The organism is Thioalkalivibrio versutus (assembly GCF_001999325.1).
In the GTDB taxonomy this organism is placed as follows: Bacteria; Pseudomonadota; Gammaproteobacteria; order Ectothiorhodospirales; family Ectothiorhodospiraceae; genus Thioalkalivibrio; species Thioalkalivibrio versutus.
Genome location: NZ_MVAR01000019.1, coordinates 25831 through 47120, shown reverse-complemented (window position 1 = coordinate 47120; position 21290 = coordinate 25831). Strand labels below are relative to the sequence as shown.

At 66.1% G+C, this 21290-nt stretch carries 20 protein-coding genes; 16 read left to right on the top strand and 4 right to left on the bottom strand.

The annotated features are described in order from the left end of the window. The first annotated feature begins 172 nt into the window (after positions 1-172). The 5 genes from tatA (at position 173) to B0684_RS07575 (ending at position 4401) form a co-directional block, all read left to right on the top strand. On the top strand, positions 173-463 hold the full coding sequence (tatA, locus tag B0684_RS07595; RefSeq protein ID WP_018144923.1) for a twin-arginine translocase TatA/TatE family subunit: 291 nt from the start codon (positions 173-175) through the stop codon (positions 461-463). A 41-nt stretch (positions 464-504) separates the two neighbouring features. After that, a complete protein-coding gene (tatB, locus tag B0684_RS07590) occupies positions 505-1206 on the top strand; it encodes a Sec-independent protein translocase protein TatB (protein ID WP_018175909.1) in 702 nt (233 codons plus the stop codon). After that, the gene (gene tatC, locus B0684_RS07585; RefSeq protein WP_018168771.1) at positions 1203-2378 is read left to right on the top strand and encodes a twin-arginine translocase subunit TatC; all 1176 of its coding nucleotides are present in this window, start codon (positions 1203-1205) and stop codon (positions 2376-2378) included. Before tatB ends, tatC begins: the two co-directional genes overlap by 4 nt. 104 nt (positions 2379-2482) lie before the next feature. Next, positions 2483-4033, top strand: coding sequence for a 2,3-bisphosphoglycerate-independent phosphoglycerate mutase (gene gpmI, locus B0684_RS07580; protein ID WP_018649593.1), 1551 nt, complete (start codon positions 2483-2485; stop codon positions 4031-4033). 11 nt (positions 4034-4044) lie between these two features. Then, positions 4045-4401, top strand: coding sequence for a cupin domain-containing protein (locus B0684_RS07575; RefSeq protein WP_018168770.1), 357 nt, complete (start codon positions 4045-4047; stop codon positions 4399-4401). Positions 4402-4650: 249 nt separating this feature from the next. On the opposite strand, the gene pyrE is transcribed toward B0684_RS07575, so the two are convergent. Beyond that, positions 4651-5286 (bottom strand): orotate phosphoribosyltransferase, encoded by a 636-nt coding sequence (gene pyrE / locus B0684_RS07570; protein WP_018168769.1) that lies wholly within the window; start codon positions 5284-5286, stop codon positions 4651-4653. A gap of 103 nt (positions 5287-5389) precedes the next feature. Here pyrE and B0684_RS07565 point away from each other — a divergent pair, with 103 nt between their 5' ends. Beyond that, complete coding sequence (locus B0684_RS07565; RefSeq protein ID WP_255349456.1) at positions 5390-6163, top strand: exodeoxyribonuclease III; 774 nt, start codon at positions 5390-5392, stop codon at positions 6161-6163. A 36-nt stretch (positions 6164-6199) separates the two neighbouring features. Next, a complete protein-coding gene (locus tag B0684_RS07560) occupies positions 6200-7609 on the top strand; it encodes an AmpG family muropeptide MFS transporter (RefSeq protein ID WP_018649592.1) in 1410 nt (469 codons plus the stop codon). A 107-nt stretch (positions 7610-7716) separates the two neighbouring features. Here B0684_RS07560 and B0684_RS07555 read toward each other — a convergent pair whose 3' ends face one another. Further along, positions 7717-8907, bottom strand: coding sequence for a hypothetical protein (locus B0684_RS07555; RefSeq protein ID WP_018649591.1), 1191 nt, complete (start codon positions 8905-8907; stop codon positions 7717-7719). Positions 8908-9289: 382 nt separating this feature from the next. On the opposite strand from B0684_RS07555, the gene B0684_RS07550 reads away from it, so the two are divergent. The 8 genes from B0684_RS07550 to asnB all read left to right on the top strand — a co-directional run bounded on the left by B0684_RS07550 (position 9290) and on the right by asnB (position 17105). Beyond that, positions 9290-9826 carry a MarR family winged helix-turn-helix transcriptional regulator gene (locus B0684_RS07550; RefSeq protein ID WP_018168765.1) on the top strand — a complete coding sequence of 179 codons (537 nt, stop codon included), beginning with the start codon at positions 9290-9292 and terminating at the stop codon, positions 9824-9826. 22 nt (positions 9827-9848) lie between these two features. Next, positions 9849-10256 (top strand): hypothetical protein, encoded by a 408-nt coding sequence (locus tag B0684_RS07545; protein ID WP_018649590.1) that lies wholly within the window; start codon positions 9849-9851, stop codon positions 10254-10256. A gap of 81 nt (positions 10257-10337) precedes the next feature. After that, positions 10338-11579 carry a Zn-dependent hydrolase gene (locus B0684_RS07540; RefSeq protein ID WP_018144912.1) on the top strand — a complete coding sequence of 414 codons (1242 nt, stop codon included), beginning with the start codon at positions 10338-10340 and terminating at the stop codon, positions 11577-11579. A 25-nt stretch (positions 11580-11604) separates the two neighbouring features. Further along, positions 11605-12348 (top strand): cysteine hydrolase family protein, encoded by a 744-nt coding sequence (locus B0684_RS07535; RefSeq protein ID WP_018144911.1) that lies wholly within the window; start codon positions 11605-11607, stop codon positions 12346-12348. Next, positions 12345-13802, top strand: coding sequence for a sodium:solute symporter family protein (locus tag B0684_RS07530; protein WP_018168761.1), 1458 nt, complete (start codon positions 12345-12347; stop codon positions 13800-13802). Before B0684_RS07535 ends, B0684_RS07530 begins: the two co-directional genes overlap by 4 nt. Then, positions 13799-13921 (top strand): hypothetical protein, encoded by a 123-nt coding sequence (locus tag B0684_RS14005; RefSeq protein ID WP_018168760.1) that lies wholly within the window; start codon positions 13799-13801, stop codon positions 13919-13921. Before B0684_RS07530 ends, B0684_RS14005 begins: the two co-directional genes overlap by 4 nt. Beyond that, the gene (locus B0684_RS07525; protein WP_018144908.1) at positions 13909-14991 is read left to right on the top strand and encodes an aspartate/ornithine carbamoyltransferase family protein; all 1083 of its coding nucleotides are present in this window, start codon (positions 13909-13911) and stop codon (positions 14989-14991) included. Before B0684_RS14005 ends, B0684_RS07525 begins: the two co-directional genes overlap by 13 nt. Positions 14992-15086: 95 nt before the next feature. Then, complete coding sequence (gene asnB, locus B0684_RS07520; RefSeq protein WP_018649589.1) at positions 15087-17105, top strand: asparagine synthase (glutamine-hydrolyzing); 2019 nt, start codon at positions 15087-15089, stop codon at positions 17103-17105. A gap of 227 nt (positions 17106-17332) precedes the next feature. On the opposite strand, the gene glnA is transcribed toward asnB, so the two are convergent. Further along, on the bottom strand, positions 17333-18742 hold the full coding sequence (gene glnA / locus B0684_RS07515) for a glutamate--ammonia ligase (RefSeq protein WP_018168758.1): 1410 nt from the start codon (positions 18740-18742) through the stop codon (positions 17333-17335). Between the two features lie 220 nt (positions 18743-18962). Next, on the bottom strand, positions 18963-20216 hold the full coding sequence (locus B0684_RS07510; RefSeq protein WP_018649588.1) for a cation diffusion facilitator family transporter: 1254 nt from the start codon (positions 20214-20216) through the stop codon (positions 18963-18965). Between the two features lie 86 nt (positions 20217-20302). Here B0684_RS07510 and glyQ point away from each other — a divergent pair, with 86 nt between their 5' ends. Beyond that, positions 20303-21244, top strand: a complete 942-nt coding sequence (gene glyQ / locus B0684_RS07505) for a glycine--tRNA ligase subunit alpha (RefSeq protein ID WP_018168756.1) — start codon at positions 20303-20305, stop codon at positions 21242-21244. The last annotated feature ends 46 nt before the right edge of the window (positions 21245-21290 follow it).

Here is a 21290-nt window from a genome sequence, read left to right as displayed (position 1 = left end):
CGTAAAGCGTTCGTTCATGTGGCGCGGCTACACTGCAATCACCGCGCCCTGTCCGCGAAGAAACAGCGACTCCAGCACGAACGCCCACAGTGGCCGGTGTGCCCCAGAGTTGATTATGGGCCTGGCGCCGTTCAGGCTAACCCCAAAGTTGTATGACTGGAGAACAGAGTCCATGGGTATTGGTGGTATCAGCATTTGGCAGCTCCTCATCGTCCTGCTCATCGTCGTGCTGCTGTTCGGCACGAAGAAGCTGCGCAACATGGGTGGGGATATCGGCTCGGCGATGAAAAACTTCCGCCAGGCGGTCAAGGATCCCGACGCCGAGAAGAAGGAAGGCGAAGAAGACGAAGAGCCGCGCGAGGTCGAGAACCAGACCGACAGCGAAGGCCGGGTGGTCGACGCTGAGGTGAAGAAGAGCAGCGAAAAGGATTCCGACGCCTCGCAATCGGACAAGAAGTCCTGAGCCTCGCGCCCTGCGCGGCGGCCAGGCTCGAGCGATAGCCCATGTTCGACATCGGCTTCTGGGAAATCATCATCATCGTGCTGGTGGCGCTTCTGGTCGTGGGGCCGGAGCGTCTGCCCGGGCTTGCGCGCGAGATCGGGCGCTGGGTCGGCAAGACCCGGCGTTTCGTCCATAGCGTGCGATCGGACTTCGAGCAGGAGCTGCAGACCGACGAACTGCGCAACATGCTGAAGAGCCAGGATCGCGAGATCCGCCAGCTCAAGAACATGATGGACGAGACCGAGACCAGTCTGCGCGAGGATATCGAGGATACCGAGCGGGACCTGCGCGAAGATATCGAGGGCAAGCCGAAGACCCGCAAGGATCTCTCCGGCAAGGAGCAAAAGGCCCTGGCCGAGAACAAGGCCAAGCCCGCGGTGCGGGACAAGCCATCCATGCGCAGCCCGGATGCGTCGGCGCGTGCTTCGGACACGGGTGCGCCGGAGGCAGCCGACGACGCGGATGCGCCCGAGGTTCGGCGTGTGCCCACCCAGGGCGATCTGGATGGCAACTTGATGACCGACGACCCGGCGCTGGCCGCCGAGCAAAAGGCGCGCGCCTCCGATGGCCCGCGTCCGGAGCGGACGAAACCGGCGGTGCGCGAACGGCGTACCCCGGACCCTGCCGAGTCACGGGGGGGCGAGGCCTCTGATCCCGAAGCGGATACCACCCACAACGACCAGACCCCTGACAAGCACTCATGAGCAAGACCAAACCGGGGGTCGAGCCGAGTCCGGAAGCGACCGAGACCCTGCTCACGCACCTGATCGAGCTGCGCGACCGCATCCTCAGGATGTTCATTGCCATCCTGGTGATGTTCCTGATCCTGTTCCCGTTCGCCAACCCGATCTACACCTGGTTGGCCGGCCCGCTGATGCAGCACCTGCCGGAAGGCACCAGCATGATCGCGATCGACGTGGCCGCGCCGTTCCTGATCCCGTTCAAGCTGACCCTGCTGCTGGCGGTGGTGCTCAGCATCCCCTACCTGCTGTATCAGGTCTGGTCCTTCGTGGCGCCCGGACTTTACTCGCACGAAAAGAGCATGGCGCTGCCGCTGGTGGCGTCGTCCACCGCGCTGTTCTATCTGGGGATGGCGTTCGCCTACTTCGTGGTCTTCCCGCTCATTTTCGCGTTCTTCACGGCCACGGCGCCCGAGGGCGTGGCCGTGATGACCGATATCTCGCGCTATCTGTCGTTCGTCATCATGCTGTTCATCGCCTTCGGCATTGCCTTCGAGGTGCCGGTGGCAACGATCCTGCTGGTCTCCATGGGGGCCACGACCCCGGCCAAGCTGTCGCAGAAGCGCCCCTATGTGATCGTCGGCGTGTTTCTGGTCGGCATGGTGCTGACCCCGCCGGACATCATCTCGCAGACCCTGCTGGCGCTACCGATGTGGCTGTTGTTCGAGATTGGCCTGATCCTGTCGCGCATCATGGAGCGCAAGAAGGCGCAACGCCGTGCGACTGCGGGCGGTGACGATGCGGCCGACGCCGATGATGGTCCGGACGACGATGGACCGGGTGGCGGCGGTGGTACGCCGCGCGGTGGCCCCGGCGGTTCGGGCAAGGCGTCCGGCACCACGCGGGCCACTTCGTCCACGGCGGCCGCATCCGCCGGCGGGGGCGCGAGCGCCGCCGCGCGCACCGGGTACACGCCGTTGACCGACGACGAGATGGACGCCGAGCTCGACCGCATCGAGGAAGAACAGGCCGAACTGCGTCGCCAGCGCGAGTCCGCGAGCACACTCGCCACTGACGCCCCCGCCGAGCCGGCGCCCGTGGCGGACGAGAGCCAGGGTGGCGAGGGCCCAGCTGACGACGGCCAGCCCGACGCGGACGCATCGCAGGAGGATGGCGATACGGCGCGCGATCGTTGAGTCACCGCGCCGGCGGCCGTATTTGTGCAGGCCTGCGCCCCCGCCAAGCATCGGAAGTTGCTAAAATACCCGGGTAACCCATTGACCCAGGTAATGATCCCGCGATGGCACACCCGCGTCCCACCCCCCGCCGCCCTGTCCTGCTGATCATCATGGACGGGGTGGGCGTGAACCCGTCCAAGCTGAATAATGCCTACGCCGAGGCCGATACGCCGCGCCTCGACGAGTACCTCTCCACTCATACCCACACGACACTGGACGCCTGTGGTCGCGCCGTCGGGCTGCCGGATGGGCAGATGGGCAACTCCGAGGTCGGGCATCTGACCCTGGGTGCGGGCACCGTGATCAACCAGGACCTGGTGCGTATCGACGACTCGATCACCGATGGCAGCTTCTACGAGAACGACGCCCTGGTCAGTGCTGCGCGCGCCGCGGCCGCGAAGGACCAGCCGCTGCATCTGATCGGTCTGGTGTCCGATGGTGGCGTGCACTCGCATATCCGCCACCTGCGCGCCCTGGTGGAGATCTGCCAGCGCGAGGGCGCGCGCCCGATGGTGCACATGATCACCGACGGCCGCGATACCGCACCCCGTTCCGCGCTCCACTACCTCGATCCGCTGGAGGAAGAGCTGGCGAACGCTGGCGGCGCCATCGCCACCGTGTGCGGGCGTTACTACGCGATGGACCGTGACAAGCGCTGGAAGCGCACGGAAAAGGCCTTCCGCGCGATGGCCTACGCCGAGGGGGAGGCCGCCGGTTCCGCGCGCGAGGCGATCGAGGCGGCCTATGCGGCGGGCGAGGACGACGAGTTCATCAACCCGCGCATCATCAACGGTGGCGAGCCGCTGGGACAGGATGCGGTCTGCGTGCTGTTCAATTTCCGTAATGACCGTCCGCGTCAGCTGACCGCGGCCCTGGGCATGGACGACTTCGACGGCTTCGACCGCGGTGACTTTCACCCGGTCTCCGAGACCTGCCTGACCGAGTACGACCCACGCTTCCTGTCGCCGATCGCGTTCCCGCCGGAACGCCCGTCGACGACTCTGGGCAGCACCATCGCCTCCGCCGGCATCCCGCAGTTCCACTGTGCGGAGACCGAGAAGTACGCCCACGTGACCTTCTTTTTCAACGGCGGCAAGGAAGAGCCCTACGCCGGCGAACAGCGCGTGATGGTCCCCTCGCCGTCGGTGGATACCTACGACGAGCAGCCGGAGATGAGCGCGGTCGAGGTCGCCGACCAGACCATCCAGGCGATGGAGAGCGGGCGCTACGGGTTCGTCCTGGTCAACTTCGCCAATGGCGACATGGTGGGTCATACGGCCAAGCGCGAGGCCCTGATCGAGGCCGTCCAGGTCCTGGATCGTGAGGTCGGGCGGGTGCTGGATGCGGCGAAGAAGCTCGAATATTCGGCGATCGTCACCGCGGACCATGGCAACTGCGACGAATACGTGGATCCGGTGACCGGGGCCCCGCACACCCAGCACACCATCTATCCGGTGATGTGCATGATTACCGACTCGCAGCGCTGGCGTCTGCGCACCGGCGGCGGCCTGGCCGATGTGGCCCCGACCGTGCTGGAGCTGATGGGCGTGCCCAAGCCCTCTGCAATGGGCGGGCGCAGCCTCCTGTTCGAGGAAGTGCCGGCCTCGGCCTGAGGGAGCGCGCCATGCATACACGCTACAGCGACACACCGGCCTACGACACGAAGGACGGCTCCGAGATCCGCGAGCTGATGCACCCTGACGTGCACGGCAATGCGGCCCAGAGCCTGGCCGAGGCGGTGGTCGAGCCGGGTGCTGTCACGCGCCTGCATCGCCATGCCCGCACCGAGGAGATCTATCACGTGACCCGCGGGCAGGGCGAGATGCGTCTGGGTGAGGAGACCTTCCCGGTGGCCGTGGGTGACACCGTCTGTATCCATCCCGGCACGCCGCACAACATCCTCAATACTGGCACCGAGCCGCTGCACATCCTCTGCAGCTGCTCCCCGGCCTACTCGCACGACGATACCGAACTGCTGTAGCGCCGATCGGCGCACATGCCGCCACCCTGCGTAAACCCCTGCCCCGTCATTGCGAGGAGGCGTAGCCGACGAAGCAACCTCCGTCCGGAACCGCCCGATCCCGGCCCGGCCCCCTGCCAGCTCCGGGAGGTTGCTCGCTTCGATCGCCCTGCGGGCCGGCCTGCGGCCGTTCAACGCAGCTTCGCTGCTTTTGTGCTTCGTCGCTTCACTCCTCGCAATGACGGGGGGCGATGCCGCGGTACGCGCCCCCTAAACGCCGTACTCGGCGCGGTACGCGCGCAGGGCCTCCAGGTGTTCGGGCGCGCGGCCCGTATCCTCCAGCATGGTCACGAGATCGGTCAGCCCGGCAACGCGGATGACCTGCAGGCCCAAGTCGGCTTCGACCTCCTGGATCGCCGAGCGCTCGCCGCGGCCGCGCTCCTCGCGGTCCAGGGCGATCGCCACGCCCACTGGCGTCGCCCCGGCCGCGCGGATCAGGTCCACCGATTCGCGGATGGCGGTGCCGGCGGTGATCACGTCGTCCACGATCAGCACCCGGCCCTGCAGCGGCGCGCCGACGATGTTCCCGCCCTCGCCGTGGTCCTTCGCCTCCTTGCGGTTGAAGGCCCAGGGGAGGTCCATGCCGTGATCGCGGAACAGCGCTTCGGTGACCGCCGCCGCCAGCGGGATGCCCTTGTAGGCGGGGCCGAACACCAGGTCGAATTCGATGCCGGAGTCCACGATCGCACGGGCGTAGAACTCGCCCAGGCGGGTCAGGTCGGAGCCGCGGTTGAACAGGCCCGCGTTGAAGAAGTACGGACTGGTCCGCCCGGACTTCAGCGTGAACTCGCCAAAGCGCAGGACGTCGCGTTGCAGGGCGTATTCCAGGAAGGCGTGGGCGGTCATCGGGGTGCTCCGGTCGTAAAACGCCGTATTCTGACACAGGGACACGCGGATTCCGCAGCCAGGCCCTTTCCCGCGCGTGCGCGCGCCGGTATCGTTCCCCGCCATGCGCATACTCTCGATGAACGCCAACGGCATCCGTGCCGCCGCCCGCAAGGGTTTCTTCGACTGGCTCCCGGGGACCGGGGCCGACGTGGTCTGCATCCAGGAGACCAAGGCCCAGATCCACCAGATCCAGGGCGAGCCCTTCCATCCACCCGGGTACCACAGTGTCTATGTCGATGCCGTAAAGCCCGGCTACAGTGGCGTGGCCCTGTACAGCCGCCGCCAGCCGGACGAGGTCATTACGCGTATCGGCTTCGAGGAGGCGGACAACGAGGGCCGGTATGCCGAGATGCGTTTCGGCAATCTGTCGGTGGTCTCGTTGTACCTGCCGTCCGGCTCCTCCGGCGATCATCGCCAGGATTCCAAGTGGCGTTTCCTGGAGTTCTTCCGGCCCTGGCTGACCGAGCGCATGCAGGACGGGCGCGAATGGGTGATCTGTGGCGACTGGAACATCGCCCACCGCGAGATTGACCTGACCAACTACAAGTCCAACCGCAAGAATTCGGGCTTCCTGCCGGAAGAGCGGGCCTGGCTGGACCACCTGTTCGACGAGATCGGCATGGTGGACGTGTTCCGGCGGCTGGACGAACGCCCGGAGCAGTACACCTGGTGGTCCAACCGCGGCCAGGCCTGGGCCAAGAACGTGGGCTGGCGCATCGACTACCAGATCGCCACGCCGGGCATCGCGGCCACCGCGCATGACCCGTACATCCATACCGACGATCGCTTCTCCGACCACGCGCCGTTCTGGATCGACTATGACTACCAGCCCTGATCGGGGCATGTTCCTCGCATTCGGTGACGTCCGCGCATGACCGGAGTCGCTGAAGCGCAGCGTCCCCCGAGCCGCGACTGGCGCGCGGCCCTGGCGGTCTACCGCCACCCACGGGTCATCGGGATGCTGTTCCTCGGCTTCGCCGCGGGGTTGCCGCTGCTGCTGACCGGCGGGACCTTCACCGCCTGGCTGCGCGATCTCGGGGTGGAGCTGGCCTCCATCGGCTTCCTGTCCTGGGTCGGCATGGCCTACAGCATCAAGGTGTTCTGGGCACCGGTGGTCGACCGCCTGGCCCTGCCGATCCTGACCCGTGTATTCGGGCGCCGCCGCGCGTGGATGCTGTTCGCCCAGGCCGTGATCATCCTCGGGCTGGTCGGGATCGCCCTGACCGACCCGGTCGAACAGCTCTGGCTGGTTGCGGTTCTGGCCGTGCTCACCGCCTTTGGCGCCGCCACCCAGGACATCGCCATCGACGCCTATCGCATCGAGGCCGTCAGCCAGGAGCGCCAGGGCGCCATGGCGGCGGCCTACGTGTTCGGTTATCGCGTCGCACTGCTGACCGCGGGGGCCGGGGCGCTGCACATCGCCGCCGTCGGTAGCTGGAGCCTGTCCTATGCCGCCATGGCCGCGCTGATGCTGGTAGGTGTCGTCTGCTCGTTGATCGTGCGCGAGCCCGAGGTCGCGAAACGCGATGCCGCCACGGCCCGGCTCGAGGATCGCGTGGTCCATTACCTCAACAGCACCTCGGATACCGGCTGGTGGCGGGACCTCAAGGCCTGGGTCATCGGCGCGGTGGTCTGCCCCTTTGTCGAGTTCTGGCAGCGTTTCGGCCGCATCGCCCTCGTTGTTATCGCGTTTATCGCGGTCTTTCGCATCAGCGACATCTTCATGGGGGTGATGGCCAACCCGTTCTATCTGGACATCGGATTCACCAAGGAAGAGATCGCCAATATTGCGGCCGCCTTCGGCCTGGCCATGACCCTGACCGGTGCGGCCCTGGGCGGATTGCTGGTGGTGCGCTTCGGCATCATGCGCATGCTGATCGCGACCGCGATCCTGGCGCCGCTGACCAACCTCACCTTCTCCTGGCTGGCGACGCTCGGGCCCGAGACCTATGGGCTGGTGTTCGCGATCATGGCCGACAATCTATCGGGTGGGATGGCGATTTCGGTGTTCATCGCCTATCTCTCCAGTCTGACCAACAGCGCCTACACCGCCACCCAGTACGCCCTGTTCAGCTCCATCATGACCCTGCCGGGGCAATTCCTGGCCGGCTTCACCGGCGTGCTGGCCGAACACATCGGCTGGGTCTGGTTCTTCGCCAGCTCCGCCCTGATCGGCATCCCCACCATCCTGCTCGCCTTCGCCCTGATGCGCTGGGCCAACCCCGACCGTATGCCCCAGCCCGGTCGACCAGACACCTCGCCGGCGTCCGCTCGCGAGTAGCCGCACCTGATCCGAGTGGCTTTCGGCGGGCACAAAAAAGCCCGCACCAGACGGCACGGGCTCGGGTTCGGCGGATGGCCGCCTGGTGACGGCCTTGCCCGTACGGCTTAGAAGTAGTAACCAAAGTTGATGTTCACTCGGGCTTCCCAGTTGTCTTCCTCGTTGGCCCCAAGGCGATCGCCAAACGGGTTGTCGCCGCGACGGTTACCGCCCACGAACTCGTTACCGTTGGAGTAGGCCAGGTCGGTGTAGATGTACCAGTTACCCCGCGCCCAGGCCGCCCCTAGAACCAGTAGATCGCTGTTGTTGAAGTCGCTCTCGCTCTTCACGATGGAGGAGACCTCGGCGTAGGGGATCACGTAATCCAGCCATGGGATGTTGCTGGTTTCCTTGTAGTAGCTGAGCGAAACGGCCGGAATCCAGCCCTCTGCGGCCACGGTGTTAGGGAAGTCGTAGGCGCCCATCTGAACGAGCTTGTCTGTGCCCAGCGGCTGGTTCTCGTCGACGTCAAACTTGTAATAGGTCAGCTGGCTGGCCAGGGTCCAGTTGCCCCAGTTGTTGACCATATGGCCGGAGACTGCGTAGTGGTCCCCGTCACTTTGCGGGCCCCTGCTCTTCAGCTCGCCGTACTGCGCCGAGAAGCCGACATCGGCATTGGCGTTCGGGATGCTGTAGATACCGCGGACATTGAACTGGTTGCGTTCTTCGTAGCCGTCACCGGATTCGTTGACGACATCGTAGGAGTACCGCGAGCTGTCCTCGGTATCGCCGGAATAGTTTCCTTCATCCCGTGCGTAGTAGCCGAAGTCCCAGGTCCAGTCACCCATCGGCATGGAGTACTTCACGCCGAGGTCCATGTCATCGGACAGGCCGACATAGTAATGCTGGTCGAAGAACCAGCTCTGGGAGACACCGTAGGGCCCCGGGCCGAAGGGGACGCGGTTCACGCCGACCTGCAGCTGGCTCTCGTTCTCGAAGTTGTAGCCCGCCCAGCCGGTGTGCAGCATGTTGTAGCCGTCGTACCAGCGGTACTCCAGTTTCCCGAGCCAGGGGCCATTTTCGTAATCGAGATTGATCCGGGCGGTGTCCAGCAGGAAGTTGCCGCCCTTGTCCCACGAGCGGCGATCAGAGTCGGGGTAGTCACCGACCACATAGTTTGCGCGCAGGGCGCCGCCGATCGACAGGTTGCCGACCTGGATGCTGTCGTATTCCGCGGCAGCGACATTCGGGCCCAGGAACAGGGCCAGGGCGACGGCACCGGAAAGGGGTGTCAGGGTCCAGCTCATCGTCTTCTTCATTGCGATCCTCTCTGGTCGGGCGGTTCGGGTGTCGCCAGAGGCCATCCTGGGCGGACACGGAATGCGCGTCTGTGCGTCTTCATCGTAGCCGGCAACGTTTATAAGCAGTTTCTAATGCGTTGTAAACAAGATACGCGAGCTCGGCGCACTGTGGTGTGACCACCACACCCGCCCCCGTGTTCCTCCTTGTGGCCCCGAGGGTTCGGGGCCCTTCGGTCACGCGTCTCGCACCCGGCGGGGAGGCGGGTTTCTCGCCGGGGCAGGTACCCCAACTCACTTGTTTAGAGCCCGTGGCGCGATTTCGCCAGTTCGACCTCGAGTTGCAATAAAACTATTTTTGTACAAAAATAAATAGACGAATGATTTATTGCGAGAAGTTTTCATGACCTCCACCCAAGCCGTGCACCAGGCACCCCAGGATGAATCCGGCACCCCTGCCGGTGCGCCGGCCGAGCCGGATGTCGCGCGGTCGGTGATCCGCCAGCTGCGCGTGATCATCCGCGCCCTGCAGGGGCATTCGCGGTCGGTGGAGCGCGCCTGTGGCATTAGCGCCTCGCAGCTGTGGGCGTTGTGGGAGTTGCAGCGCACGCCGGGACTGAACGTCAGCGACCTGTCGCGCCGGCTATCGGTGCATGCCTCCACCACGTCCAATCTTCTGGACAAGCTGGAACACCGGGGTCTGATCGAGCGCCGGCGCCCGGAAAAGGACCAGCGCATCGTCCGGCTCTACGTCACCGATGCCGGGCTGGAACTGCTGGAGAGGGCGCCGGCCGCCCCGCAGGGCGAACTGAACCGCGCCCTGCAGTCGTTGCCGAAGGGACGTCTCGTGGAGCTGGACCAGGGCCTGGACCTGCTGGTCGAGGCGATGAATACCACCGAGCCCAAGGCCGGCCTGCAGCCGTTCGACGGCAAGTCCTGAAACGTCCGACGCGGAGGCCCTGATGCGATTGTTTCGCGTGCTGCTGCCGTTTCTTCTCTGCCTTCCACTGGCGGCGGGTGCGCAGCCCACGTTTGATGCGCCACCCGAGCGCTCAACGGATGGCGGCTTCACCCTGGCGTGGGAGGCAGATGCGCCCGTGGTACTGGAGCAGGCCTCGGGTCCCGTCCACGCGGATGCGCGCATCCTCTATCGGGGCGGCGATACCAGCACGGTCATCAGCGGCCTGCCCGATGGTGACTACCGGTTTCGCCTGCGCGCCGCGGATGCCGATCCGGACACCTGGGCCGATCAAGCCATGGTGTCGGTGGAGCATCACAGCCTGGCCCGAGCCTTCGGTTTTTTTGCCGTGGGCGCAGTCGTCTTTCTGGTCCTGATCGGGGCCATCCTGCGCGGGCGTCCGCGCAGCTGATTCACTTGGTCCAGCCCTGCCGATCCGTGTCGAGCTAACGTTCTCGCGTGATCCGGGGTGGGCCCGCTTTCGGAGGTATCCATGACGGATCTCAAGATCAACATGCAGCGCCTGCAGCAGGACATCAACGATCTCGCGCAGATCGGCCGCGATGCCGACCGGGGCCTGCATCGTCGCGCGTTCAGCGACGGCGACCGCGCCGGGCGCGAGTGGTTTCGCGGGCGCCTCGAGGCCGCCGGCCTGGATGTCTGGCAGGACGGTGCCGCCAACCTGCACGGGCGCCTCGACTACGACGGCAAGCGCCCGGTAGTGGCCATGGGTTCGCACCTGGATACGGTGCCCGGTGGGGGTCCGCTGGACGGGGCGCTGGGCGTGCTGATCGGGCTGGAGGTGCTGCGCACCGCCAAGGAGAACGCGGTCGACCTCGCGTACCCGCTCGAGGTGATCGACTTCACCGACGAGGAGGGCCGTTTCGGCGGCATGTTCGGCTCGCAGGCAATGGCCGGCAAGCTGACCCCGGAGAGCATCAGCCATGCGCGTGATCTCGAAGGCGTGACCCTGGTCGAGGCCATGGCCAACTGGGGGCTGAACGCCGACGACGCGCTGGCCGCGCGGCGCGATCCGCACAGCCTGCATGCCTTCATCGAGACCCACATCGAGCAGGGCCCGGTGCTGGACCGGCGCGGCCTCAGTGTCGGGGTGGTCGAGGCGATCACCGGCTTGTTCAAGTGGGAGGTGCGCCTGAAGGGCCAGCCCAACCACGCGGGCACCACGCCGATGGACATGCGCATCGATCCCTTCCAGGGTCTGGCGGAGTTCGGCGGCGAGATCAATCGCCTGATCGAGGAGCACGGCAGTCCGAACTCGCGCGCCACCATCGGCCGCGTGGAGCTGGCACCGGGGGCGGCGAATACCGTGCCGGGCATGGCGACCTTCTCCTTCGAGGTGCGCGACACCGACGAGAAGGTCCTGACCGCGCTGGCCCATGCGGCCCGGCGCACCCTGTCCAGCCTGGCGCGCCGGCGCGACCTGATGTTCGAGTTCGACGTCCTCTCCGAGATCGATCCGGTGCGCTGTGACCCCGGCGTCGTGCAGACCATCGAGGCGCAGGCCGAACGCATGGGGCTGGAGTACATCACCATGCCCAGCGGTGCAGCCCACGATACCCAGAGCATGAGCCGCATCACCCGCACCGGCATGATCTTCGTGCCGAGCCTGCAGGGGCGTAGCCATTCCGCCGCGGAATGGACAAACTGGGAAGACATCGAGACCGGCGCCAATCTGACCCTGCAAAGTGCCCTGGCGTTGGCCGCTCGGCAATAAATCGCGACGAGAGGAAGCGCCCGGAATGGCCGAACACGACAACGTCACCCAGTTGACCGACTACGACTCCCTGGATCCGCTGCGCGAGCAGTACCAGGAAAGCCTGATCACCACGCCGGTGCTGCGTCAGGAGTTGCGGGAGCACCATGTCGCCCTGCTGTGCATCGACTTGCAGTATCTGGATGCCGCGCGCGGCCACGGCGTGTTCGCGAACTCCGCCGACTCTGGCGTGCCGCTGGAGGCCCAGGAGTATTACTTCAATCGCCTGGAGCAGACGGTGCTGCCCAATGTGCGCCGCCTGCAGGACGCCTTCCGCGAAGAGGGGCTGGAGGTGATCCATACCCGCATCCGCTCGCTGACGCATGATGGCCGCGACCGCAGCCCGGGCCACAAGCGCCTGAACCTGCATGCGGCCCCCGGCTCCAAGGATGCCGAGTTCGTCGAGCAGGTGGCCCCGGTCGGGGACGAGATCGTGCTGGACAAGACCGCCAGCGGGGTCTTCAACTCCACCAACCTCCACTACATCCTGCGCAACCTGAACATCAGCGCGCTGTTCATCGTGGGCGTGTATTCCAACGAGTGCGTCTCCACCGCCGTGCGGGATGCCTGCGACCTGGGCTTTTATGTCACCCTGATGGACGACGCCACGGCCACGGTGACGCCGGAGATGCAGAAGGCCACGCTCACGACCATCAAGGACCGCTACGCCCGCGTGATGACCACCGACGAGGCGATCCGCGAGATCAAGAAGGTGCAGGAGGCTTCGTGACCGGTCTCGACGACCCGATCCTCCCGACCTCCATCGCCTGGGGGCTGCTGGCGGCGTTCAGCGTCCTCTGGGTGGTGCTGGGCTGGTGGCTGGGTCGTCGCAACAAGACCGCCGAGGATCACATGCTGGCGGGGCGCAACGTTGGCCTGGCGCTGGCCACCGCCACCGCGATGGCCACCTGGGTCACCGCCAACACCACGATGACGGCCCCGCAGCTGGCGCTGCAACTGGGCGTCTGGGGCATGCTCGGCTACTCGCTGGGTGCGCTTGGCCTGATCCTGTTCGCGCCGCTGGCGCGGCGTATCCGCGAACTGATGCCCGAGGGCTTTACCTCCGGCGACTTTATCCGGCTGCGCTACGGCAAATTCACCTGGCGGGTGTTCCTGGTGGTGTCATTGATCTACGCCTTCGGCTGGCTGGTCTCGATGGCGATGGCCGGCGGCGTGCTGATCAACGCCCTGGCCGGCATCGACTACCGCGTGGGCATGACCGTGATTTTGACCGTCTGCGTGCTCTACACCCTGCTGGGCGGCCTGCGCGCGGTGATCGGGACCGACTTCATCCAGACCGTCATCATCATCGCCGGCGCGGCGTTCATCGCCTGGCTGACCATCGACAAGGTCGGCTTCGAGGCGATCCACTTCAACCTGATGGAAGAGCGCCCGGAGCTGCTGAACCTGCTGTTCCCGGCCGCGATCATGTTCCTGTTCAACAATCTGCTGTTTGGCGTCGGCGAGATCTTCCACTCCAATGTCTGGTGGTCGCGCGCCTTCGCCTTCGGCCGCAACGTGGGCTTCCGGGCCTACCTCTTTGGCGGCCTGCTGTGGCTGCCAATCCCGATCGTGGCCGGCTTCATCGCCCTGGCCACGCCAGCGCTGGGCCTCAACGTGCCCGCCGCGGACATGGTCGGGCCGCTGGTGGCCGCCGAGGTGCTGGGCCTAACCGGGGCGATCGTGGTGTTCATCGTGGTCTTCGCCGCGCTCGCCTCCAGTCTCGACTCGCTGCTGGCGGCCACCTCGGACCTGGTGACCCGTGACATCTACCGCGGCCACATCCGCCCGCAGGCCAGCGAACAGCACCAGTTCCACGCGACCAAGGTGATCGTGGTGCTCCTGGGCCTCGTGACCTGGCTGGCGGCCAGTTACCGCGGCGAGCTGCCGATCGTCGGCTCGCTGGCCGAGCTTCTGTACTTCACCGGCGCCTTCGTGGCCTCCGCGATCTGGCCGATCGTCGCCGGGCTGTACTGGCAGCGGGCGAACCCGCAGGGCGCGGCCTGGTCGATGATACTGGGGTCGGGCATTGGCCTGGCCAGCTACTTCCTGATTGGATTCTATGTGGCCGCGCTGGTCGGGGCCGCTGTCTCGCTGGCCGTGATGGTGCTGAGCACCTGGCTGATGCCGCGGCCATTCGACTGGGGCCGCCTGGCCCGTCCGGACGGCGAGGTGGCCGCATGACGATCTCCATTACAGCCCTGTCCGTGATCGTGATCATCGCCACACTGGTGGCGAGCCTGACCCCGATCCTGCTGATTGCCCTGTTTATCCGCGACTGGAAAAAAGGATGCCTCTGGTGAACTACACCGAAGATCCCCTGCACGTGCTCCACCCGAAAGACGGCGCCGCCGGTACCGACCGGCCGAAGGCGTTGCTGGCGGCGGTGGAGGAAGACCCCGACCCGCTTCTCAAGCTGGCGGCCTCGCATGTGGTCTCCAGCCAGCAGTTCTCGCGCGACGAGCTGCTGCAGCTGTTCCGCCTGGCGGCGCAGTACGAGACCACGCCGGCGCTGATGCACCTGCCGCTGGCGGGCAAGATCCTGATCAGCGCGTTCTACGAGCCGTCCACGCGCACGCGGCTGTCGTTCGAGAGTGCCTGGCACCGCCTGGGCGGCTCGGTCATGTCGATTACCGACCCCAAGAGCACCGGTATTGCCAAGGGGGAATCGCTGGCGGACATCGCGGAGATGTTCAACAACTACGGCGATGTTCTGGTCCTGCGCTCCTCCGACGGCGAGGCCGCGCACAACATGCTGGAGAACCTGCGCATCCCGCTGGTGAACGCCGGCAACGGGATCGACGAACACCCGACCCAGGCGCTGGCGGACGTCTACGCCCTGGCCAAGTGGCGCCCGGAGCTGTTCACCGGCGAGGTGGCCCCGGAGCAGCGCATCAAGGTCGGCATCATCGGGGTGCCCTCGCGCATGCGCACGGTGCGCTCCCTGCTGCGCCTGTTGAGCCTGTTCCCGCAGGCGATCGACGAGATCGTGCTCGTCTCGCGCGAGGACGAGAATTTCGATCCGGGTCAGCGCGAGGAACTGGAAGAGGCCGGGATCTCGCTACGCGTGGTGCACGACCTGGACCCGGCGCTGCCGGATCTGGATGTCGTGTACATCAACGCGATCGCCTGGGTGGGTGACACCTTCGAGGCGATGGGCGAGGGGCTGAAGCTGGATCGCCACTCCCCGCTGAAGGAGGGCGCAGTGGTCCTGCATCCGCTGGCGCGAGGTGAAGAGCTGTCCACCGACCTCGATGCCACCCCGCACAACTGGTATTTCGCCCAGGCTCGCGGGGCCGTATTCGTGCGCATGGCGCTGCTGACCACGGTGGTACGCCGCATCAGCGCGGTGATGGATACCCCGGACGGCTGACGCCGCCTTTTAGTTGAATCGCGAGCGGCGTGGCGCGCCGGGCCTGCCCGGCCCGCGCCCCGCTCGCCCCGAACGGATAACCAAGGAGACATGCCATGTGTGGCATTGCAGGAATCTTTCACGCCGACCCGACCCGCAAGGTCGACCCGCAAACCCTGGTCAACATGGCCGCGATCCAGTATCACCGCGGCCCCGACGGCTTCGGTTACCGCACCCAGGATGACCGCGGTGTGGGCTTTTCCCATGCGCGTCTGTCGATTATCGACCTGGACGAGAACCGCGGCCGTCAGCCGTTCTGCATGGACAGCGGCGAGATCATGACCGCGGTCAACGGCGAGCTGTACGACTACAAGCGCATCCGCACGGATCTCACGTCGCGCGGGGTGAAGTTCCGCACCAAGAGCGACTCCGAGATGGTCATGCACCTGTACCAGCGCGAAGGGCTGGAGGACGCGGTCAAGCATTTCCGTGGCGAGTTCGCGATCTCGCTGTACGACCGCAAGCACGACCGGCTGATCCTGATCCGCGACCGCTTCGGCATCAAGCCGCTGTACTTCACCGAGGCCAACGGCAGCTTCGTGTTCGGCTCCGAGCTGAAGGTGCTGTTCGCCAACCCCGATGTGCCGCGCCAGTTTTCCGATGACGGCCTGTACCACCAGCTGATGCAGACCATGGTGCCCGGCACCACCGCCTTCGAAGGCATCCAGCAGGTGAAGCCCGGCCACATGGTGATCGTCGAGCGCGCCCACGGGAAGCTGAAGATCCGCCAGGAGAAGTACTGGGACATGGACTTCCCGCTGGCCTCCGAGCGCCCGCCCGAGAGCGAGACCGACGAGGCGTACTGGATCGAGGGCGTGCGCGACCAGCTCATGGAGGCAGTGCAGTTGCGCCTGGAGGCCGACGTGCCGGTCGCCTGCTACCTCTCCGGCGGGATCGACTCCTGCATCACCCTGGGGCTGGCCTCGGCCAGCCAGCAGGCGCCGGTCAAGGCCTTCACCATCGGCTTCGACAACGACGACTATGACGAGACCGCGATCGCCCGCGAGATGGCCGAGAGCGTGGGTGCCGACCAGGACATCATGACCCTGGACGCCAACCACCTCTACGACAACTTCGAAGAGGCCCTCTGGCACGCCGAGCGCACCATCTACAACACCCTGGGTGTCGCCAAGTTGCTGATGAGCCGCCACGTGAACAAGGCCGGCTACAAGGTCGTCGTCACCGGCGAGGGTTCGGATGAGCTGTTCGGCGGCTATCCGGCCTTCCGCCGCGACATGTTCCTGCACGGCCTGGATACCCTGCCGGAGGCCGACCGCCAGGCCTGGCAGCAGATGCTGAACGAGTCCAACGAGCTGGTCTCTGGTGCGATGCTGGCCGAGGACGAGGTCAACGACCCCGACTTCACGCAGATGATGGGCTTCACCCCGTCCTGCCTGCAGCCGTGGCTGGCCGCGGCCGACCACGTGCCGGGCCTGCTGCACCCGAAGCGCCGCGAGCGCATGCAGGACTACAAGCCGGGCAAGGCGATTGCCAACGCCCTGGATGACGACATGCTGGAAGGCCGGCATCCGCTGGACAAGGCTCAGTACGTCTGGATCAAGACCATGCTGGAGGGCCAGATCCTGACCTGGGGCGGCGACCGCATGGACATGGCCAATTCGATGGAGGCGCGTCCGCCGTTCCTCGATCACCACCTGGCCGAGTTCGCCGCCCACCTGCCGCCGACCATGCGCATCAAGGGCTCCACCGAGAAGTACGTGTTGCGCGAATCGATGAAGGGCCTGTTGCCGAAGGTGCTCTACGAGCGCGAGAAGTTCGCCTTCATGGCGCCGCCCGCGCACACCGACCCGGTCAAGTGGGCGGCGATGAAGGCCCTGGCCGATCGCTATCTGTCCCCGGAGAAGGTCGCCGAGGCCGGGTTGCTGGACCCGGAGGGCGTGCGTCAGGTGTTTGAGCTGCACGAGTCCGAGGACACGCCGGCCGCCACCCAGGTTCAGCTGGACGCGGTGATCAACCACATGATCGGGGTCCAGGTGCTGCACGACAAGTTCGTCGCCACCGACATCCCGGCGCTGGCGCGGCAAAAGGCCGAGGAGTTCGGCTGGCACGCCTGATCACGGGTGCAAGCCTCGAGTGACCCAGAAGGCCCCGCGGACGAAGATCCGCGGGGCCTTTTTCGTTCTAGCCAACAAGGCCGGTCGGGGGCTCGACGGGGGTGAGCGCCCTCATCCGTTGCCCGCCGCGCACGGATCGCGCTCGACCGGCACAAAAAAGCCGCCCGCGGCCAGGGGCCGGGGGCGGCTGATGGCTTCGCGGCCCCGAGGGGCCGGAAGCGGCTGCCTTACAGGCTGTAGTACATGTCGAACTCGATCGGATGGGTGGTCATGCGCATCTGCGTGACGTCTTCCATCTTCAGGTCGATGTAGGCATCGATCATGTCGTCGGTGAACACGCCACCCTGGGTCAGGTATTCGCGATCCTGGTTCAGGGCTTCCAGCGCCTGGTCCAGCGAATGGCAGACCTGCGGAATGCCCTTCTCTTCTTCCGGCGGCAGGTCGTAGAGGTTCTTGTCCATCGCATCGCCCGGGTGGATCTTGTTCTGGATGCCGTCCAGGCCGGCCATCAGCATCGCCGCGAAGGCGAGATACGGGTTGGCGGTGGAGTCCGGGAAGCGCAGCTCGACGCGACGGCCCTTCGGGTTCATGACGAACGGGATACGCAGCGAGGCGGAGCGGTTGCGGGCGGAGTAGGCCAGCATGACCGGTGCCTCGAAGCCCGGCACCAGACGCTTGTAGCTGTTGGTGGACGGGTTGGTGAAGGCATTCAGCGAGCGGGCGTGCTTGATGATCCCGCCGATGTAGTACAGCGCGGTCTCGGACAGGCCGCCGTACAGGTCACCGGAGAACAGGTTCTTGCCGTCCTTGGACAGCGACTGGTGCACGTGCATGCCGGAGCCGTTGTCACCGACGATCGGCTTGGGCATGAAGGTCGCGGTCTTGCCGTGGACGTGGGCCACGTTCTGGATCACGTACTTCAGGATCTGCACCTCGTCGGCCTTCTGCGTCAGGGTCGCGGGACCCACGCCAATCTCGCACTGGCCGGCGGTCGCCACCTCGTGGTGGTGCACCTCGGTCTCGAGGCCCATCTCGGTCAACACTTCGCACATGGTGGAGCGGATGTCGTGCAGGCTGTCGACTGGCGGGACCGGGAAGTAGCCGCCCTTCACGCCCGGGCGGTGACCGATGTTGCCGTCCTCGTAGACGCGTTCGGAGTTCCAGGAGGCCTCCTGGGAATCCACGCGGCAGTAGGAGCCGGACAGGGTGGTGCCCCACTTCACATCGTCAAAGATGAAGAACTCGTTCTCCGGGCCGAACAGCGCGGTGTCGGCGATGCCGGTGCTTTGCAGGTAGGCCTCGGCGCGGCGCGCCAGGGAGCGCGGGCAGCGGTCGTAGCCCTGCATGGTGGCCGGTTCGACCACGTCGCAGCGGATGTTCATGGTCATGTCTTCGAAGAACGGATCGAGGACCGCGGACTCGGCGTCCGGCATCAGGATCATGTCGGACTCGTTGATCCCCTTCCAGCCGGCGATCGACGAGCCGTCGAACATCTTGCCTTCCTCGAAGGTCTCTTCGTCGATGTCGTGGGCCGGCACGGTCACATGCTGTTCCTTGCCCTTGGAGTCGGTAAAACGGAAGTCGATGAAGCGAACTTCCTTTTCCTTGATCTGGTTCAGCACGTCGGCTGCGGACATGGGGATCTCCTTGGTCTTTACTTGGGTATTCAAAGGTGGCCGGCCGGCCCGTCGGGCGCTTGCGCGGCGTCGCGATTCATTATGCAGGCATCATGCCATCCGGTCCTGTTTGGCCCGGGCGCGCGAAAAACGGGCCCCCGGGGCGCCCCGCCACATCCTGTATGCACCAATCTGGTGCCTTATATGCACAACTTTCGTGCGCATCTTTGGTGGCGCGCACCTAATGAGTGCAGGGCCGATAGAGTAGCGTGACCTCGCCCAGCATGTCGCCTACCCCGGGATGGCGGTGCAGCCGGTCGGCCAGGGCCTGGGTGCGGGCCTCGAGGTCTGCCGGGGTGGCTGCCCCGTCAAGGCGCAGGGTCAGCGTCACGTGTACCCGACCGCCGAGATAATGCAGCGACAGGTGCTCCACCGCATCCAGCTCCGGGGCGTCCGCCCAGGCCTCGCGCAGCGCCTCCACCAGCGTCGGGCGCAGCGGCAGCATGGAACTCCGGGCCTGTTCCGCGTCGTTTTCCGGATCCACGTGCACGGTGATGTCGTTCACCCGGTCATGTGCATCGGTCACCGCGTGGAACACCGCATCGGCGATCCGATGGCCCTCGGAGACCGAGATCATCGGCGCGACCTGGATATGCACGTCCACGACGACTTCGCTGCCGTGGCGCCGCGTGCGCAGCATATGCGCATCCTTGACCCCGGGCACATCCATGATCGTGCGGTGGATGCGCTCGACCTTCTCCGGCTCCAGGGCCGTGTCGATCAGCTCCGCCGCGCTGCGTACGATCAGCCGCCCGGCGATATGCAGGATGAACAGCGCGACGATCAGCGCCGCGAGGGCATCCGCCCACGGGAACCCGGCCACCGCAGCGGCCACCCCGGCCAGCACGAACAGCGACGAGATCGCATCCGTGCGGTGATGCCAGGCGTTGGCATCCAGCATCCGCGACTTCAGGCGCTTCGCCACCCGGTGGGTGTACTGGTACAGGCCTTCCTTGGCCACCAGGGTCAGCAGGGCAAAGGCGATCGCCATGTTTGCGGGGCCGGTCATGGCCTCGGGCTCGACCAGGCGGTTGCCGGCAGCCCAGGCAATCGCCAGACCCGCGAGCGCCAGAAAGACTCCGACGATCACCGTGGCCAGGGTCTCGATCCGCGCGTGACCGTAGGGGTGTTCCTGATCGGGGGAGGCGGCGGCCTTGCTTGCCGCGAACAGCACCACCCCGTCGGTGATCAGGTCCGACAGGGTATGCACGCCGTCCGCCACCAGGGCCTGCGAGTTCAGCAGCCAGCCACTGACGAGCTGCGCCACGGCGAGGAAGCTGTTCACGGCCGCGCCGACCAACGTGACCCGGCGGGTATCACGATAGCGCTGGCCGCTCTCCGGCGTGACCGAAGGTCCGGAATTGGCGAGGGGGTCGCTCAGGGCCGCTCTCCCGAACAGAATCAAGGCCCCAGTATGGGCGCGCTTTGGCTGCATGCAAAACGCCCGCGCCAACGCGAGCGGTGGCCGTGGCCGAAGCCGGGCCGATATACTGTCGGCTTTGCCCTGACCCGGGATCCCGCATGTCGCAAGAACGCACCCCGCCCAGCAGTCCGACCTTCCAGGACCTGATCCGCCGCCTGCAGGACTACTGGAACGATCACGGCTGCGTGGTCCTGCAGCCCTACGACATGGAGATGGGCGCGGGGACCTTCCATCCGGCGACCTTCCTGCGCTCCATCGGGCCGGAGCCGTGGCGCGCGGCCTATGTGCAGCCGAGCCGCCGCCCGACCGACGGGCGCTACGGCGACAACCCCAACCGGTTGCAGCACTACTACCAGTTCCAGGTCCTGCTGAAGCCCTCGCCGCCGGACATCCAGGCGCTCTACCTGGGCTCGCTGGAGGCGCTCGGGTTCGACACCCTGACCCACGATGTGCGCTTCGTCGAGGACAACTGGGAGTCCCCGACGCTGGGCGCCTGGGGTCTGGGCTGGGAGGTCTGGCTCAACGGCATGGAGGTGACCCAGTTCACCTACTTCCAGCAGGTGGGCGGACTGGACTGCCACCCGGTCTCCGGCGAGATCACCTACGGCCTCGAGCGCCTGGCGATGTACTTGCAGGGGGTGGAGAGCGTGTTTGATCTGGTCTGGACGATCGGGCCCGACGGCCGCGCGATCACCTACGGCGACGTCTACCACCAGAACGAGGTGGAGCAGTCCACCTACAACTTCGAGCATGCCGACCGCGACGCCCTGTTCGCCGCCTTCGACCAGCACGCGACCGAGAGCGATCGCATGATCGAGCTGGGCCTGCCCCTGCCGGCCTACGAGCAGATGCTGCGCGCCTCGCACAGCTTCAATCTGCTGGATGCGCGCGGCGCGATCTCGGTCACCGAGCGCCAGCGCTATATCCTGCGCGTGCGCGAGCTGTCGCGGAACGTCGCCCGGAAATACTACGAGTCGCGCGAGGCCCTGGGCTTCCCGCTGTGTGCCGAAGACGACGCGAACAAGCCCGACGCCGCCTGAATCCCGCAATCCCGCGCCGGCCGGCCCCCTGGGTCGCGCGGCGCGT

Bases quoted from the DNA above. Each gene is read 5' to 3' on its own strand.
- B0684_RS07510 (WP_018649588.1), bottom strand. From the start codon at position 20,216: ATGCAGCCAAAGCGCGCCCATACTGGGGCCTTGATTCTGTTCGGGAGA.
- B0684_RS07525 (WP_018144908.1), top strand. From the start codon at position 13,909: ATGCCTCTGGTGAACTACACCGAAGATCCCCTGCACGTGCTCCACCCG.
- B0684_RS14005 (WP_018168760.1), top strand. From the start codon at position 13,799: ATGACGATCTCCATTACAGCCCTGTCCGTGATCGTGATCATCGCCACA.
- tatC (WP_018168771.1), top strand. From the start codon at position 1,203: ATGAGCAAGACCAAACCGGGGGTCGAGCCGAGTCCGGAAGCGACCGAG.
- B0684_RS07535 (WP_018144911.1), top strand. From the start codon at position 11,605: ATGGCCGAACACGACAACGTCACCCAGTTGACCGACTACGACTCCCTG.
- B0684_RS07550 (WP_018168765.1), top strand. From the start codon at position 9,290: ATGACCTCCACCCAAGCCGTGCACCAGGCACCCCAGGATGAATCCGGC.
- B0684_RS07540 (WP_018144912.1), top strand. From the start codon at position 10,338: ATGACGGATCTCAAGATCAACATGCAGCGCCTGCAGCAGGACATCAAC.
- B0684_RS07565 (WP_255349456.1), top strand. From the start codon at position 5,390: ATGCGCATACTCTCGATGAACGCCAACGGCATCCGTGCCGCCGCCCGC.
- asnB (WP_018649589.1), top strand. From the start codon at position 15,087: ATGTGTGGCATTGCAGGAATCTTTCACGCCGACCCGACCCGCAAGGTC.
- tatB (WP_018175909.1), top strand. From the start codon at position 505: ATGTTCGACATCGGCTTCTGGGAAATCATCATCATCGTGCTGGTGGCG.
- B0684_RS07545 (WP_018649590.1), top strand. From the start codon at position 9,849: ATGCGATTGTTTCGCGTGCTGCTGCCGTTTCTTCTCTGCCTTCCACTG.
- pyrE (WP_018168769.1), bottom strand. From the start codon at position 5,286: ATGACCGCCCACGCCTTCCTGGAATACGCCCTGCAACGCGACGTCCTG.
- gpmI (WP_018649593.1), top strand. From the start codon at position 2,483: ATGGCACACCCGCGTCCCACCCCCCGCCGCCCTGTCCTGCTGATCATC.
- B0684_RS07555 (WP_018649591.1), bottom strand. From the start codon at position 8,907: ATGAAGAAGACGATGAGCTGGACCCTGACACCCCTTTCCGGTGCCGTC.
- tatA (WP_018144923.1), top strand. From the start codon at position 173: ATGGGTATTGGTGGTATCAGCATTTGGCAGCTCCTCATCGTCCTGCTC.
- glyQ (WP_018168756.1), top strand. From the start codon at position 20,303: ATGTCGCAAGAACGCACCCCGCCCAGCAGTCCGACCTTCCAGGACCTG.
- B0684_RS07560 (WP_018649592.1), top strand. From the start codon at position 6,200: ATGACCGGAGTCGCTGAAGCGCAGCGTCCCCCGAGCCGCGACTGGCGC.
- B0684_RS07575 (WP_018168770.1), top strand. From the start codon at position 4,045: ATGCATACACGCTACAGCGACACACCGGCCTACGACACGAAGGACGGC.
- glnA (WP_018168758.1), bottom strand. From the start codon at position 18,742: ATGTCCGCAGCCGACGTGCTGAACCAGATCAAGGAAAAGGAAGTTCGC.